Genomic DNA, 17,791 nt, shown 5'->3' with positions numbered 1-17,791 from the left:
CAACAGCCGCAAGTTATGACTGTGAATGTCTTACTGACAGGAGCATTCGGTCGTGTAGGAACAGCCATCATTGATCATCTCGCAGACCGTGAGGAGTACGAATTCACATATCTCAACCGGTCTGACAGACAAGAATACGACACCGTTGTTGCAGATGTGTCCGACTACGATAGTATCCGGCCGGCCTTCGACGATCAAGATGTTGTTATTCATCTCGCTGGATATCCTGAGCCGGATGGCTCGTGGGATGATATTTTGAAGAACAACATCATTGGGATGTACAACACGCTCGAAGCCGCAAAAGATGCTGGCGTATCGAAATTCATCTTCGGGTCGACTAACCACGTTGTCGGCATGTACGAAGTGGAATTCGCGCCCGAGCTGTACGAACTGGACTACGAGTTGACAGTCGATCAGCAGTCACCACGTCGTCCTGACTCTTACTATGGAACGTCAAAATCGTTCGGCGAAGACCTCGGTCGATACTACGTCGAGAACTACCAGTATCCAGAACAGTTCTACGCGCTCCGTATCTGCTCAGTTCGCCACGAGGAGTACGATCATCCATACGGTGACGCAGAACACGGCGTCGATGCGGAAAAATGGGAGCGTGGCAGTTCGGAGTATGAGTTGAAAGTCGCGCGAATGAAGGCGATGTGGCAGTCTCGTCGTGACCTCGCTCATCAGGTCGATTGCTGTCTGCAAGATGATGATGTTTCGTTTGACGTGTTCTACGGTGTTAGCAACAACGACCGTCGCTGGTTCAGCTTTGAGCACGGGCGTAACGTTATCGGGTATGACCCACAGGACAACGGTGAGGAGTGGGACGCTCCACCAGAGAGTCAGTGAATGAGTCGAAAACTACTACTGGATGTCGATCCCGGCATTGACGATGCGCTTGCTATCCTAATGGCGCTCGGAAGTGACGATGTAGACGTTGTCGGACTCACGACTGTCATGGGTAATACGACCCTTGAGAACACAACAAAGAACGCTCTGTCTTTGTTGGAGTTCGTCGACAGAACTGACATTCCCGTTGTGAAAGGCACAGACCGACCGTTTGCGGATGACCTCGTGATGGCAGAGTACGTTCACGGTCCGGGCGGTATGCCCGAATCTCTCCGTGAAGCACTTCCAGAGCCATCGACAGAACCGATCGATCAACACGCCGCCGATTTCATTCTCGAACAGGCACGTGAGTACGGGGAGGAGTTGACTATCGCTGCTGTCGGACCGCAAACAAACATAGCACTGGCGCTGGCTCTCGATCCCACGCTTCCAGATATGATTGATGACATATACCAGATGGGTGGGGCACTGAAAACGACGGGAAACGTAACGCCGCAGGCGTCGTTTAATTTCTACGTCGATGCTGTCGCTGCCGCCCGCGTCGTCCAAGACGCTTGGCCAATGGTTGTCGGGCTCGATGTGACGGAACCTGCCTATCTCCCGCAAACAGCACGAAACCGATTCCGTGACCGGGGAGCGTACGGCGACGTCGTTGCAGATATTCTCAAGTACAAAGCGCAGGGCCCGGACGGAACAGTCGCTGAGGGTGGTTCCATCACAAGCGACGCAGTGGTCATGGCTGGGCTTCTCGACGATGTCCTCACGTACGAAGACGCCTACGTGGAAGTCGACACGACGAATGGACCGTCGAACGGTGCGACGATATACGACGAACACGGTGTCTGTACAACGTCTCCAAACTGCACTGTTGCACTCGATGTGAACGTTGAGCGCTGTCGTGCCTCCATCGTGTCGAACTTGGAGACGTTCATATGCCAGTAATTCTATGAAACGACTCGATACACGCTATCGTCACGAGTGTGAGTACTGTCTCATCCCGTCTTCCAGAATGAAAAATCTCACAGCGAGAGTGGATGACTTGCTTAACGGTGCTACGGTGACCGACTGTCTTCGAATAGACGGAGATCGATCGGAGCTGAATCAGCGATCCGTCGGTAGTAGATCGCTGTCTCACTACATGATCAACAAGCCAAACTCATGAATACGAAACTGTTACTCGACGTAGACCCAGGAAATGACGACGCTATCGCGCTGTTCATTGCTCTCGCTGCCGATGATATCGACCTCATTGGCGTTACGACAGTTGCGGGCAATACAACAGTCGATAATGCAACGGAGAACACGTTGTCCTTACTTGAGCTGGTCGACCGAGCCGACGTCCCCGTTGTGAAGGGTGCAGACCGACCGCTTGTGGATGAACTCGTGATGGCTGAACACATCCATGGACCGAACGGACTTCCTGAGACTGTCCGTGAGACCCTTCCTGCTCCAACTCAGGAGCCAGTCGACCAGCATGCTGTTGACTTCATTCTTGAACAGGCAAGCGAATACGGGGAGGAGTTGACTATCGCTGCACTTGGACCACAGACCAACATAGCACTAGCGTTGGCGAAAGAACCAAACCTCCCAGAGATGGTTGGAGATATCTATCAGATGGGTGGAGCACTGAAAACGACGGGAAACGTAACGCCGCAGGCATCGTTTAATTTCTACGTCGATGCTGTCGCTGCCGCCCGCGTCGTCCAAGACGCTCGGCCGAAGATCGTCGGGCTCGATGTAACAGAGCACGTTTACGTGGATACAGAGGACATTTTGGCACTCGCCGAGGAGCCAGCTCCTCTCCCGACGATGGCCGCCATTCTAGAGTTCAGTATCGAGGAGGTACGCTCGAAGTTCGGGCACGATGGTGGATTAGCAAGTGATGCGGTCGTTCTAGCTGATATCGTCACCAACGCGCTCGAATTTGAGGAAGCGTACGTCGAAATCGACACATCGGGTGGTCCTTCGAACGGCGCAACGATTTACGATGAGCATGATGTCCACGAAAAGCCGACGAACTGTGAGGTGGCACTCGATGTGGATGGGGATGCGTATCAACGGACGGTTACTGAGAATCTTCTACTGTTTCGTGACTGAAGGTGTCTGCTTTCGATTGCGTGGCGCTGCAATAGCTGCGTTCAGTGGCTCATTTACGAACTGACCCTTCGCCTCTATTCGGACGTCAACAGATCGGTCTCACGATTTAGCAGAAATCGATGTCGTCTGGCCCCTGGATACTGCTTCTCAAGTGATCGACGTGAACACGATGATTCATGTGGTATTAATCGATCCGATTGATGGGCCCACGTAATTGAAGCAGCTCATACGTCTTCTGATACTCTGCGTTCTTCTTAGTTTGATTTTGTTCAATATGATTATGCTATCCACACCCTTGTGCTTTCGAATGGATCGAATCATTATGATATACTTCCAACATGAGTTGATTATTATGATGACTTGGGACGACGACCGATGAGTATTCTGAATTAATGGTAGAATCAATACACGAAAGACGGATCGACGATTTTGATTTAGACAATATAGTTTAACTAGAGCTATCGTATTGGATAAATATACACTCCGTCATATTCGTTCATCATCGCCAGACACAACATGAGAATGTCTTTCAAGCATCTATTGTTACGCTTACACAGGGTGACTCTGGTATATCCAGTAGCCTGATGAGATAGTACAGCTCGGAACGCTTACTGAACTGAGAATTGGGCTGTTCCGTATCGACTGAAAGGGTTGGAAAGAGTCAAGGATGGATTCACACCAGTTAGATTTCTAACGAATACACTGAACCACCGGTATCTGATCATGGATTACACCTCCAAATTCAGATTAAAGCACTCAGTAGGAAACCATCGAAAGACAGAGACAATGCACTGTCTCTCTTAGTTCCCAAATTGGAGTGGCGAGATCATCCCACGAGCTCTTTTTAACATGAAGTTTGCGTGTTCACTCGCAGAACAGGCATCCGAGCAGAAAGCTCTCCTCTCATCAAACGCCAGCCATCAGATCAAACGATAACCTCAGCATTGTGTTTGTTCCATGCTTAGGATTTACAAGGTCGTTTCTATCACATAATAGTGTGACAACTAGCCTCCTCGAAGCAGAGCTACACCACGACATCGAATCATTTGTTAGCGATTGGGTTTGCGACGAAGGTGTTCCCGGTGTGAGCATTGCGATCGTCGATGAAACAGATCTCCTCTTCACCGACGGATTCGGCGCACGAGATCGTGAGACAAACACATCAGCGACCCCTGAGACACTGTACGGAATCGGCTCCTGCACCAAATCGATTACAGCCGTCGCAATTCTACAACTAGTTGAGAATGGTCGGCTCTCGCTTACTGATCCAATCAGCGATTATCTGCCTCATCTCAAAGACGTCGATGGCGATCCGATTACGATTCACGAACTGTTGACGCATTCCTCGGGGATGCCAAGCGACGGTAGCCTTTCAGCACTCATCACACGTCTTACGGATCGTAGCGATGAGGATACTGCTCTTCCATTGAGTAGTGCTGGGGATTTTCGCCGGCATGTCGAGGGATCGATCGGCGAACGGCTGACCGATCGTGATCACTTCTTCTACTACAACACAGGCTATACGCTCCTCGGTGAGAGTATCGAAGCGGTAACCGAGCAGCCCTACACGGACTACGTTCGTTCACATATTCACGACCCGTTAGGGATGACGCGGTCGTTGTTCTCACAGTCGGAGTTTGAATCAGCAGAGAATCGAATGACGCCCTACAATCAGAAGGACGGGGCTGCTGTCGAGGGCAGTTTGGCATTCGATGAGCGGTTGTTCGCAGCGGGTGGCATGATAAGCTCGGTGAAAGAGCTGGCAAACTATCTCCAGATGTTTCTCGGTTCGGGAACAGTCAACGATCACACAATCCTCTCTGCAGAATCGATCGAAACGATGATCAAGCCGTATTCGACACGCGAAAGATATCTCGACGATCGCGAGCAAGGCTACGGCTATGGTGTGTCTGTCGAGCCGTTCCTCGATGATACCCTCATCCATCACGGAGGAATGATGGGAACGACAACCGCTTGGTTTGGGTACCTCACGACCGCTGAAATCGGCACCATCATTTTGTGCAACACTGCGCCCGAGAAACGACCGTCAGACCTCGGTAAAGCAGTCCTCGCCATTCTCCGTGATGAATCGCCATCAGCTGTGGTCCCAACGTATATGTTAGAGCAGAAGGCAAAGCCGCTGCTCGGAGAGTACGCTTCCTACCGCGGCGTTCGAACTGCGAGTGTTACCCAGAATAGCGGTGGCCTTCACATTTCGTTCGATGATCCGGGATGGTCTGCTGATTACTACGTCTATCCCGAACGATTACAGTCTGATGACTACCACTACCATTTCATCACTGATGGTGGAAAGCGGATCCCGGTTGAGTTCCGTCTCGAAGACGACGGAGTAAGTATGCTGTTCCAGCGGTGGCACCTCCACAAGCAGTAAGGTCGCATCTCACAGTGTCCTCCAACGATCTTCTCACTTTTCCTGAACGCTCGGGTGTTGAATCGGTTCATCGGGATGCGGTTTGGCAACAGCTTCACGCATGGCGTCGAGGGATTCACCCTCACGTTGCTGTCGTTCCGTTGGGCTGAGCTCCTCACAGCCGGGGGGAATCTCCCGGCCGCGACCAGTGAAGTAGCCCTCTGGGGCAACCCAATCGTGATAGAACGGAACGTCCGAGTCTTCGACCACCGCGACACCCACGGAGGCGCCGTGGCCAGCGATGATGATCGTTTGATACGGTTGGAGAGCAAGACGTCCCGCGGCATACAACCCCGGTACGCCAGTCCGTCCGCGGTCGTCGGTCTCGACGAATGATTTCCCGCGCTCGATAATCTCAACACCATCAATTCCTTCGAGGAACTCAACCGTGTTCTTCGTGGCAGCAACAACGGACGTCGCGGTGAAGATCTCGCCTGCTCCCGTCTCAGCAATGAACTCATCGCCTACAAGTTCGAGCGTGACGATCCGTGCATCGTGATGTTCACACCCAGCGCGTTCGGCTTGGTCTGCCATCATATCCAGCAACAATCGGCTGTTGATACCAGCAGGAAAGCCCGGGTAGTTCTCTAAGTGCGCATTACGTCGAAGGATTGGATCGCCGTCGTTGACGATCGCTGTCTCCAGATCGGCCCGTCCCGTAAAGATTCCCGCCGACAACCCAGCCGGTCCACCTCCAATGATCAGTACATCGTAGTCGTTAGCGCTTGCCATGCCCAATGACGACGGCACGAAAGTATATAACCCTCCTATTTACACGTGATCAGCGCTGAATAGTGACCGCATATCAGGGGCCACAGACGGCAGGCAGACGGTACTATTTCTGCCGGCATCGTGGACGGATTACTGATCCTCATCGATGTTATCAAGACTACAAGGTTCTCGATCGTTACCTGGTCACATCGATCTGGTCGTTGCTGTTCTCATGTTACCCACAAGTGCCAGCTAAAACATACTCGAAATCGAAGGCAGTTCACAGAAATCGACGACGATGCACAGTTGTTCGAGCATCCTTTCAAGTAATAGCTTCCGAACTGGCTGTATACGATCAATTGAGTGCGGTCACAGGCAGTATGTCAAACTAATGATGGACGATTGGCCCACAACAGGCCGTCTCTCGTTCTCTATGAGAGCATCTGTATTACCCGGACAGCGAGCAGTTCAACGGTCGATATAATTATTGTCGTGTGCTGTCTCCAATCGATTATGAATAATTCGACACTTTTTCATCTGCACTTCAACACCCCAGATCTAGCTGGGGCAGCTAACCGACTCGAGAACGAAGGAATTCAATTGCAGAGACGGTTTGGAAGCGTCCGGGGTGACGGTGTTGCTCTTGGTCCCGATGACACGGAGCCCGACGGATTTCGGTTGAAATTGCAGGTGCATCAGTACGGGGCCGTAAACATTACGCTCGCTCCCGGCAAGCGGCCACATTTTGATCATATTGGCCTTCGAGTAGAGAGCATCGAGGACATCAGCGACCGAGCAGCGACACGAGACTGGTCCGTACGATCAAATGATCGGCGCACATTCGTTATGACGCCGTGGGATTTCCGAGTCGAAATTCATTCATCGACGGCAGATGTAGTGACAGCGCTCGACAGCCCTGCTTTAGCCCACATCGACGATGTGATCCTCTGTCTCCTAGACGCTACTGTCGCACGTGAGGAGCTTAAAGAGGTGTTCGGACAGATCTCCCAACTCCGGATCGTCTCTGGCGAAGGGCCGTGGATTGATTCCTTTCGGATCGCAAGTGAGCAATCTGATTCAACGATATCTGTACAAACACTCCTCGGTGATCAGGAAACTGCATAGCGATACTTCATCAGCTCTCTGATCGACAGAGAGGGCTGTGTGATGTGTATTCACAGGATATCGCTTAAAACGAGCAGCCCAGCCAGCAGTCGATGATGGCTATGTCCAGAACCGTTAAACTCACTCCTGAGGATCTCATCTTGCTCTCTCCTTCGTGTAAATACCCAAACGTTATCCCGGTGTGCAATATCGTCTCGATATGAACGCTCGTCGAATAACAGCACTAGCATTGGTTTTTTCGGTTTTACTCGCTGGTTGCAGTGCCATCGAGATACCGACTGGGCCAGAGGGGACACCTTCAACGGAGTCAAACGTTGGCGACACACCGTCCACGACAGACAGTGACTCGACAGCGACGACGACCGATGGTTCGACGCCAGCAGAGACGGCCGCAACCACTACGATAGCCGAAACGGCAACTGAAGTGGCAACAACGACACCGACACCGACCGCAACAACAACCAAAACGATTGAGGTCAAAACGACGACGGCCACCAATACGGCAACAGAAGCCACGGCAACCGAATCTGGGTGGTCTGAGCCGACACCACCAACACGACCAACAGAGGAAAAGCTTGAAGAGCGCATTACGAACACGAAGTTCATCAACAAAGAACAAGCCACGAGCAGTAGCGGGTATAGCAATTTCGATGTTCAGATTTTCGCAGACACCCGCCTCAAGAACGTCGATCCAGAAGGAGACGTGGACGGTGAGCCCTACTTCATCATCGAGATCAACGATAAACTGGTCGCACGTGCATCAGTCACCTTCGAAAAGAATGGATCGTTCGCCATCGAAGTTCCAACAGCGGCGCTCAAACAGTTCGATTCTGGAACACTCAACGTTCGAGTCTCGTTCTTAGATCAGGATAGTCACTCAGATGACCTCTACGACACGTGGTCGGGGACCATCGAGTACAGTGCTTCGTAGATAGAACATCTATTTCCTTAAACATTCGAATTGGTCAGTACAGTGTTTAGATTCTGAACACTCGGCATACTGTGTGCGTTGGTCCTCTACACACTACACTAAAATTTAACCTACATGAAAATAGTCTTATAAACATGGAACGAACAAGGCGAGATTCCTTCATCGCTCTCTGTGTTGGGGGAGGAATCAGCGTCGGATCGTACTGGCTTATCGGAGATATTAGCCTTGCATTTGTAACCGGTCTTTGTTGGGCCTGCGGACTCAAACTCACCTTCCATATTGGGCATCTATATCCGGCATACACCACGGGAGAGACGTGGGCTGATCAACGATGGGCCGGGCTTGGTATCGGACTCATAGCTCTCGCTTCCATCAACGGTCTGAGTCCAATGCTCTCACTCTCGAATGGCCAACGGCTTGGATTTGGATTGCTCGTCATCGGTACCGGATTTGTGGCATACACGGCGGGAACACTCACTATTTTAGAACGAGTAGGAGGTGATTCGAATGACAGTACCTCGCAATTAGCGAATAGCGATTAACGCCGACGAAAACAGGACACCGCTTTCAGTATCGGATATGTATTGGCAGACGGTTGGTGCATCTGCAGGCTAATAGCCTACAGCAATCTTTCAACGGACTACTCTGAGCACGCAAAATCGGTCGGACGAGATGATATAGTGTGGCGGAACACTAACTTTTTATCGTCGGAAGACTACCATCCAGATATGAGTAGCAAACGGGTCGACGCCGAAAGCAAGGTCTCGGGCAATCAAGCAAACATTCCCGCTCGTATCCGCCGCGAACTCGACATCGACGACGGTGACCAGCTCCGGTGGCATATTGAATCGGACGACAGTATTCGAGTAGAAGTTATCCAACAGAAAACCGGGACATTCGCTGACTTCGATGGCTACGACGGTGACAGAGACACCGATGTTACCACCGAACACGATGTCTGGGGCATCGAGTAGATGCCACGCGCACTCCTTGATACGACTGTTCTCTTTGCAGCGGCCTATCAACGGGACGGTTCCCACGACGAAGCTCTTCCGATTGTTCGAGGAATCGATAACGGTTCACTACCGGAAGCAGTTATTCTCGACTACGTTCTCGCAGAAAGCCTCAACGGCCTCACCACGCACGCCGGACACGGTGCGGCTGTGGATCTTCTCAACCGTCTTGAAGAAAACCCACAGTTCCATATTGACTCTTTGACGACAGACGCTTTCGCAGCGGCCAAGGCGTTGTTCCGACGCCACCGACCGCTCTCATTTGTCGATGCGTGCATTGTCGCATACATGCAGATTGAGGGGTTGGGTTATCTCTACGCATTCGATGATGACTTCGATGCTTGCGAGGATGTCTACCGGCTCACAACTCCGACGAATCCCTACGACCCACAGTAACAGTCACTTGCTAAAACGATGCGATCACCAGCGGTGACGACGTATGACTGTTTTGTTGAATTCGACAGCCTCGTCAATATCTGTTACAGAGCACTCATTCCAGCGCTATGGGCTTGTCCCGGTATCGACACCGATCCAAAGCGTGGGGCAGTGACGCATCGCTCTGGATTTGATAGATTCGGATACCGTTGTTGGCTTCAGCACGGCTACCATCATTTCCAACAACTTCTGCGACCCATAGCCTTTCTGACCCATTTCAAAGACGACAATGACTCGATGAAACTATTCCCGACGAGTGTTCAGATAATCGAGTGTCATCCTGAAGAAATACATTCGAGGACGACGGTTCCGCTGATCGACGGATGATCGCAGACTCCGAAATTTTAGGATATTTGCTCTGTAGTGGCGTTTTCGTTCTCTTCAGAGACGCTAATCTCATTGAAAATTGCTGTCACCCGATCCCGAATGTCGTCACGAATCGCCCGGACAGCATCGAGATCTTGTCCGTCGGGATCATCGAGTGCCCAGTCACGAACGTCGACAGACGACTCGGCTTCACTCACATCGAGTGTAGAGCATCCCATCGTTGCGACGATATCACATGAGAGTAGCTCCTCAGTGGAGATCTCGCGCGGGGTTCGATCAGAGAGATCAATATCCACTTCGCTCATCACATCGATAACTTCAGCGTGGACGTGGTCTGCGGGGAGCGTTCCGCCTGTACGGATCTCAACTGATTCTTCGAGCTCGCGTTCGGCGCGCTCACGTTCGGCAAATGCAGTTGCCATTTGGCTCCGACCAGCATTCTGTACACACATAAACGCGAGTCGAACTGTTGTATTGTCCTTATCACTCATCAATTTTACATCGATCTTCACCAACAAAAGCCGTGCTCAATAGCCGTCTATACGTCTATAATCCTGATATGGAGATTGCGAGTAGGGACGAACACGCTCAACATCGACACGCTGTTGTTTCAACCGACTCGATGACGGCTTTCGTGTAGATGGTTCCATCGCTTTTCTCGTTGTATATCGTCCTCTCACTATCGGACTCCCGTACTAATTGACAAGCGAAAGATGAAACTTCAGGGCGTCGCAGCCGTCCCACTAGCATAGAAAACGACTGACATACCATAGATACCACGAATTCCTGGCAATCATAATCTATTTCATACATTGATTTGAAGGGAAAACAATGTCACAGAACCTTGGTCTGCGCCTGTGTCTCGTTGTCCTCCTTTGTCTCTCTGGTTGCAACGCGTTCAATGGCGGTAGTACAGAGACGGCTTCGATCACGCCAGCCGGTGTGCCAACAGACGATCCGAATGCAACCCGCGGGCTTGCGCCGGGACTGACCAATCATGGTGTCGTTGATTCGATCGCTCTCGGAGATGCACACGAGGCAGTCCTCTCGAACACCTCCTTCACTATTCATGGAAAAACGACTGTGAAATATTCGAATGGGACGCTTCGGAGACAAGGGGAAAGAACCGCCCGCGTTGTAAATCCAAGAGATCGGCGTTATATTAATGTAAGTATTTATACCCAGAATAAAATAAGGTCGGATCAGAAATCTACGAATAATTCATTCTGGTCGAATGGTGAACGAGTGCTCGTTGCGCTTTCCTCGTCACAGACGAATTCAACTACGTACCAACACTTCGAATCACGAGACCCTCAATATCCCATACTAAAATATCATCCCCAAAAGGAACGGTATTACACACTATTCCAAGCCGTCGACACAAAAGTAATCAACCATACGACGAACAACGGAACAACGCTGTACCGACTTACGTCGACCGAGATAGCCGACTCGGCTCAACTCATTGAGTACTCGATGAATGTCAAAATTGCTCAAAATCCTCGAAATCTAACGTTTCACGCCGTGATCGATTCACGCGGAGTCGTTCACGAGTATCGACTCGCATATACAGCAACACTCACAGAAACGAATCCGTCCACGTCGGTCCGAGTCGTGAGCACCACACGCTACACTAAGATGGGATCCACGACAGTCGACCGGCCGTCGTGGTACGCCAAAGCAAATAATACTACGCCGGAACCTCCTACCACTTACTCCTAATCAGTCGTTCTCGGAATTTGATAGCAAGCCATACCATCACGCAAGCTGGTTTCAGCCTACTCAGGCACTGAGGAGCGACACGCAACCGGCAGCGACGATGTGTGCCACGTCGACGACTTCGTCGGTGTAGACGAACTCGCCTGCCCCGTGGATGTTCTCCCCGTCGGGTCCAACGATGACTGTCGGAAGCTCGGCACGATGGCCGAAGTAGTTGAAATCACCGACGCTGGCGAAGTAGCCGATGGCCGGTTCGTCTCCTGTGACCGTCTCGACAGCGGTGGAAAGTGCTCCCACGAGCGGATGATCGGCGTCGGTGACGTACGGGCCGTATCGAACGTCCGCTGCTGGGGCCTCACGGAATCCAATGTCGACCGTCGAATCGAGGTCGAGACGCTCGACCACGCGTTCTGCATCAGCGCGAACGCGGTCTTCGGTCTCGCCGATGACGATGTGGCGATCAACGAGGAGGCGACAGTACTCGGGGACAGAGAGCGTTTCGCTGCCTCCCTCGATTTTGAGCGGACAGATCGAGCCGTCACCGAGCTGTTCGTGCGAGCCGACCTCAATATCAGTGAGTGCGTCAGCCAAACGGGACGCATCGACCACTGCGTTCGTTCCCGTCTGTGGCTGTGAACCGTGTGCTGCCTCTCCAGTGACAGTAATGTCGTGGAGAAATCGACCCCGGGCACCAAGAATGAGGGCGGGATTTTCGATATCCTCTCTAGCAAGAGTCGGTCCAGGTTCAGTCACGATGGCCACATCGCAGTCCGCGACGATGTCATCCCGGATGAGCTGGTTCGCACCGAGCCCGTAGGGTCCTTCCTCGTCGACGACAGCGGTGAAGACGACATCCCCCGCAAGTTCGATATCGGCCGCCGCGAGTGCCTCGAACGCCACCATGATCCCCGCGAGCCCGCCTTTCATGTCGCAGGCACCCTGACCGTAGAGCTTCCCGTCCTCGATTCGACCGGAGAGTGGATCTTCCTCCCACGCCTCGACGAGTTGAACGGTATCCATGTGGGCGTTCAACAGGAGCGTCGGTGCGTCCGGGTCCGAACCAGAGAGGCGCGCAATCACGTTGTTCCCCTCGAACCCAACGATATCCGGCTCAGTCACCTGATGAAGCTCGGGATCGAGACCACGCGCGTCGAGCCAGTCGTAGACGAACGTTGTAATTTCCGCTTCTTCGAAGTACGGACTCCGAATACGGACGAGTTCCTGAAGCAACGAAATCGTCTCCTCTGCGTCGATTCGTTTCGTGACCGCGTCTGTGGCGGCCGAGTCGGCAGCGTCGATATTAGGTGATGGGTCAGTCATCGGATGATGTTTCCTGAATGTTAGGATCGTATTCCGAGCTCGGAACACCTGGGAGCGTATTGAGGATCATTCCGACATCGGTTCCGGCTTGCCGTCCACGATACCAATAGATACCGAACACGACGAATCCAACGGCGATCCACGGCACGTAGATGGCGAGCGAGCCTTGATACGCCTGCGTGAGCAACGCAAGCGAACCAAGTGCACCGATACCTCCCGAGAGGTAGAGTCCACCGCCCAGGTCAAACCCCGCCTGTTCGATCAGCTCCGTTCGGTAGAAGCGGGCGTACAGCAGCGTCACTGAAACAGCAAAATAGGCAATGAGATAACTGAACGTGGCGATTTTGAGCACCTGATCGAGACCCGCAGTGTAGAACGTCAGGAGTGAGGAGACGGCATAGAGCGTAACCAACGACCAATGGGGCGAGCCGAATCGATCGTTCACAGCAGAGAACCACCGCGGGAACACCCCGTCCCACGACCACGAGTACGGCATCTTGATTCCGGCCGCCATAACCGCGTTCACACTCGAAGCAGTTGCGAGCAGGCCGCCGATGGCGACGATCGCCGATCCGCTCGGTCCAAGGAACATCTCGGCAGCATCAGCGAGCGGCCGGGCCGATTCGGCGAGCACAGTGTAGTCTGCGACCACCCCGTAGATGACTGCTGCTGTCCACATGTACAGCACGGTGAGGATGAGTGTCCCACCAATCATCGCGAGCGGAAGATTCCGAGAGGGATTTCTGACTTCGGCCCCCATCTGTCCAGCGACGGCGATGCCGATATAGGCATAGAAGAGCGGCACAGCGGCAGCGAGGAAGCCATCGAAACCGCCCGTGAAGAATGGCTGGTAGTTCGCTGGTTGTACGGTAACCGACCCTGGAATTACGAGGACGAGAATAGCGATCACCAGCAGCCCGAAGGTGACGTTCTGGACGAGGCTGTACCCGCGCGAACCGACGAGATTGGTGATGAAGAGAACGGTGAGAAGACCAAACCCGACGAGAGCAATTTCACGCTGTCCCGCAATGAGATCGGGGAAAAACACCTGAAGATAGCTTCCAAAGCCGATTGCGAGGACAGCGTCGGCAGCCATGTAGCCAAGCCACTTCGACCACGTAACGAGAAAGCCGGGGAGTCGTGTATCAAACGTCCGTGATATGTAGGCGTACGATCCTGCTGCTCCTGGAAATACGGTTGCCATCCAACTGTAGTTGATCGCAATCGCGGTCGCAAGTAGTCCTGCGACTGCCACCACAGCGATGACGCTCGGACCAGTTGTCGAACTCGCAGTTCCGAGTGTGATGAACAACCCCGCTCCGAGTGTACCAGCAACGACGGTACTCATCGCTCCTAGCGGACCAATGTTCCGTGAAAGGCTCCGATCGTCGCTCTGTCTTGATATTGCCATGCGATAGCACACAAGAGAAGAAGCATAGCAATAGTCCCTAGCATGTGCGGGTCATTACTGTCCGAGTAGCTTCGCTTCGGCCGTACGGAGATGTTCAAGCAGCGTCGATTTCGAAATATCGAGTTCTGTTGCGAGATCTGCAGCGCTTACTTCGCGCGGCCACTCGTAGTAATTCCGTTGACGGGCGAGGTTGAATACTTCTCGCTGGCGTTCGGAGAGATTGTCGGTTGGGAGGACGCCCTTAGCGCTGTACGCGGCGGTGATGTCCGAAATGTGGATATCGGCGTTCATTTCTTCGCGGACGGCTTCGACGCGTTCGGTGACCATTTCGCGGTTTGCATCGACAAGCACCGTCCAATACTCGCGTCCACCGTGCATTCGGACGGGCGCATCGGGAATGAATCCCCGCGAGACGAGCGCGTCGTTGATCGAATTGTGAATATTATACTGAACCACGATTCCGCGGCTCGCACTGCCTGAAACGGCCGTGTCGGTTGGATATGACCCGTCAGCCTCCCATACTGATTCGGTCAGTTCGGAGTCGCGTGCTGTTGCAATCAGTGTCTCGACCGCAGCGGTCGTCTCACCGTAGACGGTGAACCGACCAGTCGCCATCCCATCAATAGCGTAGACGCCATGACCGAGAAGTCCCGCGTCGGTTTCTTCGGTTACTGCCAACGTCCAGCAGTCGGGATGCCAGATGTCGAGTGTCACCCGTAGGCCCGTTTCCGGTCGCTGTGGTGGGACCATCAACACAAGTAGATGGAACAGTGACAAAAACTGTTCGCCCGTCTTCAGGGAAATACCCACTCTGATGGAGACGCCGTCGTTGTGATGTGGATAGTGGCAGATTGCATCGTGCTGTGAAGCAGTGTCGAAGCTCACCCGAAGGGAATGTTCTTGATCACTTAGAGGTGTAGTATCACTGACACGAGTTGTCTATGACGGATTCCTTGCTTCTGAGCGCCCGTTTGCGTCCGATTTCGATACAACAGTTCGTGTATGATCAATGAGTCCTTGGACCGGAACCCACGGGTGTTTTACATACTTCGGATCGAGGTTCCTCTGCAAGTAGAACGCACTGTCGGATCTACCCTAGGATGCTTGGGGATCTGATTTTCTATCGGGATACTCGTTCTGCGGTATGCAAATGCGTATGCGAAACGACGCACCCGCAACGGTCGATCCCGATGGAAAGTGGTTTGGCTCCACGAAGGAACGAGAACACCGAATTGATGGCGTCAATGAACGGTTATTCTTCAAACCGACGCAATGGGACGAACAGACCAAATTCAGTGCCATTGATGAGATCGTGGCCAGTGAGGAACGCTAATGGATACACCAAAATCCACTGACTCATCGCTGACGCTCGATCACGTTCTCGATGTCGCGTATCCGGGTGCACCGTCGTGGTCTGCGGATGGTCGATTCGTCGCTGCAACGCTGTCCGGCGATACTGGATCAGAGCTGATCGTCGTTACTAGTGACGGTGACGATCGACGCATTCTCTGCCCAGATGAGGGTCACATCGCCGAATTCGCATGGCATCCTGCTGGTTCGACGCTCGCGTTCACAACAGACGCGTCCAGCACGTATCGATACGAGGCTGGTAGCGACGAACTCGATCGACTCGCTCAGGGTGATCCCAGTGGACAGCTCGCGTGGTCGAACGCTGGCGACCGACTCGCTACCTACCACGATGGCGTTCCGATGATTCGAACGATCGAAACTGGCGAAACGCGAAGCTTCGACGTTCCCGGGCGAGGTACCTTCCTTGCCGACGCGCGCATGCTGGCGTGGTCGGATGATGATACTCGCCTCGCGTTCCGCTTCACCGATCGTGAGACCAAGAACGTCGGTGTCGTCGATGTCGAAACAGGTTGTGTTCGCTGGCGGTCGACTGGCACCGCGTCGACGCATTCGCCGACATGGCTCGACGACAGCCGTCTCCTTGTTGTCCGCACTGCAGAGAATCGGACCCGTCGTGCGTTCGTGGTGGTTGACACCGACACCGGGCGCGAGACAGTTCTCTACGAGACGACCGACACAGAACGTGGTGTTGTCGAAGGCGGTGTACCAACTATCTCTCCCGCCAGCACCCACATTGCAGCGACACTTCCCGTTGACGGGTGGGCCCACGTTCACGTCCACGCGCGTGATGACAACAAGTGGATACAGCTCACAGAGGGTAACTTCGAAGATCGCGGTGTCGCGGCTTCGTCACCTCAATGGCTCGACGATGAGACACTCTTATTCGCGTCGAACCGTCGAGAGCCTGGTCAGCGACAAGTGTTTGCTGTTACCCTTGCTGGTGATGTCACTCCTGTCGTCGACTCGGCTGGGACGAACGTCTTTCCTCGTCCGTCACCGGATGGCGAGGCGGTTGCTTACCTCCACGCAGACCACGAGCGTTCGCCCGAATTGCGAGTGCGGCCGCTCGATATCGAGCCATCCTCCGCTCCTTCGGATGAAAGCCCAGCAGACGGCGTTTCGAGTTCTACTCAACCGATACGACTGACCGAGTCCACCGTTGCCGACTGGCCAGTCGATCCCATCACTCCCGAGAGCGTAACGTTCGAGAGCAGCGATGGCCGTGAAATTCACGGCTACCTTCTCGATCCTCGTGATGTGCCAGCCGTCGAAACCAGCGACGACCTCCCTGCTGTCGTTTGGGTCCACGGCGGCCCGATGCGACAAATGCGCGAGGGCTGGCACCCCTCACGATCGTACGGACTCGCCTATACGGCCCATCAGTATCTCGCTCACCTCGGCTACGTTGGTCTGTTCGTCAATTATCGAGGTGGGATTGGGTACGGCCGCGAATTCCGCGCGTCGATTGCTGAGGGATACGGCCGCGACGAAATGGCTGACATTGTCGCCGGAGCCGACTACCTCGCGGAGCTTCCGTACGTCGATGAAGATAGCCTCGGGATCTGGGGACTCTCCTACGGAGGGTACGCCACGCTTCAAATATTGGGCACACACCCTGAGACGTTCGCTGTCGGTGTCAATCTTGCAGGACTCTCGGATATCCGGAACTACGAGGCGTGGGCAACGGAAACCAAGCGTCCACACGCCGAATCACTCATGCCGGTCAAACTCGGTGGCAGTCCGTGGGCCACACCAAGTCGGTGGGACGATGCGAGTCCGACGACGCATATGGCGGCCTACGAATCACCAGTTTACAACTTTCACGGCACCGACGACCGCTACGTCACCGTTGAACAGCAGGATATCGCTGTCGAACGACTACTCGACCTCGACAAAACGTTCGAGGCCGAATACTATCCCGGTGAGGGACACGTTTTTTCGAAACGTGCGACGTGGCGGCGAACGCTCCAGAAAATCAAAGAAGCGTTCGATACGCACCTGAAGTGAGGCCGGGGTCGGTCAGTCGCCAGCGGTGTCATCCCGTTTCGATA

Annotated in this window: 17 protein-coding genes; 12 read left to right on the top strand and 5 right to left on the bottom strand. The window is 53.4% G+C overall.

Features of this window, described 5'->3' with window-relative positions:
• Positions 1–21: 21 nt before the first annotated feature.
• The 4 genes from MW898_RS06645 (at position 22) to MW898_RS06630 (ending at position 5,338) form a co-directional block, all read left to right on the top strand.
• Positions 22–849: an NAD-dependent epimerase/dehydratase family protein gene (locus MW898_RS06645; RefSeq protein WP_368409191.1), complete on the top strand. Its 828-nt coding sequence runs from the start codon at positions 22–24 to the stop codon at positions 847–849.
• Entirely contained in the window at positions 850–1,791 is a 942-nt protein-coding gene (locus MW898_RS06640; protein WP_248905629.1) for a nucleoside hydrolase, read from the top strand.
• 216 nt (positions 1,792–2,007) lie between these two features.
• Positions 2,008–2,946: a nucleoside hydrolase gene (locus MW898_RS06635; protein WP_248905627.1), complete on the top strand. Its 939-nt coding sequence runs from the start codon at positions 2,008–2,010 to the stop codon at positions 2,944–2,946.
• Positions 2,947–3,943: 997 nt separating this feature from the next.
• Positions 3,944–5,338 (top strand): serine hydrolase domain-containing protein, encoded by a 1,395-nt coding sequence (locus tag MW898_RS06630; RefSeq protein WP_248905625.1) that lies wholly within the window; start codon positions 3,944–3,946, stop codon positions 5,336–5,338.
• A 33-nt stretch (positions 5,339–5,371) separates the two neighbouring features.
• Here the strand turns inward: MW898_RS06630 and MW898_RS06625 are convergent, their stop codons facing one another.
• Entirely contained in the window at positions 5,372–6,109 is a 738-nt protein-coding gene (locus MW898_RS06625; protein WP_248905623.1) for an NAD(P)/FAD-dependent oxidoreductase, read from the bottom strand.
• Between the two features lie 492 nt (positions 6,110–6,601).
• Here MW898_RS06625 and MW898_RS06620 point away from each other — a divergent pair, with 492 nt between their 5' ends.
• The 5 genes from MW898_RS06620 (at position 6,602) to MW898_RS06600 (ending at position 9,553) form a co-directional block, all read left to right on the top strand.
• Complete coding sequence (locus MW898_RS06620) at positions 6,602–7,213, top strand: hypothetical protein (protein ID WP_248905621.1); 612 nt, start codon at positions 6,602–6,604, stop codon at positions 7,211–7,213.
• Positions 7,214–7,412: 199 nt separating this feature from the next.
• On the top strand, positions 7,413–8,144 hold the full coding sequence (locus MW898_RS06615; protein ID WP_248905619.1) for a hypothetical protein: 732 nt from the start codon (positions 7,413–7,415) through the stop codon (positions 8,142–8,144).
• A 134-nt stretch (positions 8,145–8,278) separates the two neighbouring features.
• Positions 8,279–8,686, top strand: coding sequence for a sterol desaturase (locus MW898_RS06610; protein ID WP_248905618.1), 408 nt, complete (start codon positions 8,279–8,281; stop codon positions 8,684–8,686).
• Positions 8,687–8,872: 186 nt separating this feature from the next.
• Positions 8,873–9,118 carry an AbrB/MazE/SpoVT family DNA-binding domain-containing protein gene (locus MW898_RS06605; protein ID WP_248905617.1) on the top strand — a complete coding sequence of 82 codons (246 nt, stop codon included), beginning with the start codon at positions 8,873–8,875 and terminating at the stop codon, positions 9,116–9,118.
• Complete coding sequence (locus MW898_RS06600) at positions 9,119–9,553, top strand: PIN domain-containing protein (protein ID WP_248905616.1); 435 nt, start codon at positions 9,119–9,121, stop codon at positions 9,551–9,553.
• Between the two features lie 383 nt (positions 9,554–9,936).
• On the opposite strand, the gene MW898_RS06595 is transcribed toward MW898_RS06600, so the two are convergent.
• The gene (locus tag MW898_RS06595) at positions 9,937–10,410 is read right to left on the bottom strand and encodes an arsenate reductase/protein-tyrosine-phosphatase family protein (protein ID WP_248905615.1); all 474 of its coding nucleotides are present in this window, start codon (positions 10,408–10,410) and stop codon (positions 9,937–9,939) included.
• 340 nt (positions 10,411–10,750) lie between these two features.
• Between MW898_RS06595 and MW898_RS26495 the strand changes: the two genes are divergently transcribed.
• Positions 10,751–11,641 carry a DUF7537 family lipoprotein gene (locus MW898_RS26495; RefSeq protein ID WP_444881622.1) on the top strand — a complete coding sequence of 297 codons (891 nt, stop codon included), beginning with the start codon at positions 10,751–10,753 and terminating at the stop codon, positions 11,639–11,641.
• A gap of 60 nt (positions 11,642–11,701) precedes the next feature.
• Here the strand turns inward: MW898_RS26495 and MW898_RS06585 are convergent, their stop codons facing one another.
• From MW898_RS06585 to MW898_RS06575, 3 genes are read right to left on the bottom strand one after another with little or no spacing between them, the layout of a single operon-like run.
• Positions 11,702–12,958 (bottom strand): M20 family metallopeptidase, encoded by a 1,257-nt coding sequence (locus tag MW898_RS06585; RefSeq protein WP_248905612.1) that lies wholly within the window; start codon positions 12,956–12,958, stop codon positions 11,702–11,704.
• Positions 12,951–14,369 carry an APC family permease gene (locus tag MW898_RS06580; protein ID WP_248905611.1) on the bottom strand — a complete coding sequence of 473 codons (1,419 nt, stop codon included), beginning with the start codon at positions 14,367–14,369 and terminating at the stop codon, positions 12,951–12,953. Before MW898_RS06580 ends, MW898_RS06585 begins: the two co-directional genes overlap by 8 nt.
• A 54-nt stretch (positions 14,370–14,423) precedes the next feature.
• Positions 14,424–15,119 (bottom strand): helix-turn-helix domain-containing protein, encoded by a 696-nt coding sequence (locus MW898_RS06575; RefSeq protein WP_248905608.1) that lies wholly within the window; start codon positions 15,117–15,119, stop codon positions 14,424–14,426.
• Positions 15,120–15,513: 394 nt separating this feature from the next.
• On the opposite strand from MW898_RS06575, the gene MW898_RS06570 reads away from it, so the two are divergent.
• Both MW898_RS06570 and MW898_RS06565 read left to right on the top strand, forming a co-directional pair.
• The gene (locus MW898_RS06570; protein WP_248905606.1) at positions 15,514–15,702 is read left to right on the top strand and encodes a hypothetical protein; all 189 of its coding nucleotides are present in this window, start codon (positions 15,514–15,516) and stop codon (positions 15,700–15,702) included.
• Positions 15,702–17,747: a S9 family peptidase gene (locus MW898_RS06565; RefSeq protein WP_248905605.1), complete on the top strand. Its 2,046-nt coding sequence runs from the start codon at positions 15,702–15,704 to the stop codon at positions 17,745–17,747. Before MW898_RS06570 ends, MW898_RS06565 begins: the two co-directional genes overlap by 1 nt.
• Positions 17,748–17,791 lie beyond the last annotated feature (44 nt).

Source organism: Halocatena marina, assembly GCF_023276375.1.
Taxonomy (GTDB): domain Archaea; phylum Halobacteriota; class Halobacteria; order Halobacteriales; family Haloarculaceae; genus Halocatena; species Halocatena marina.
This window is presented reverse-complemented; position numbering and strand designations above follow the sequence as displayed.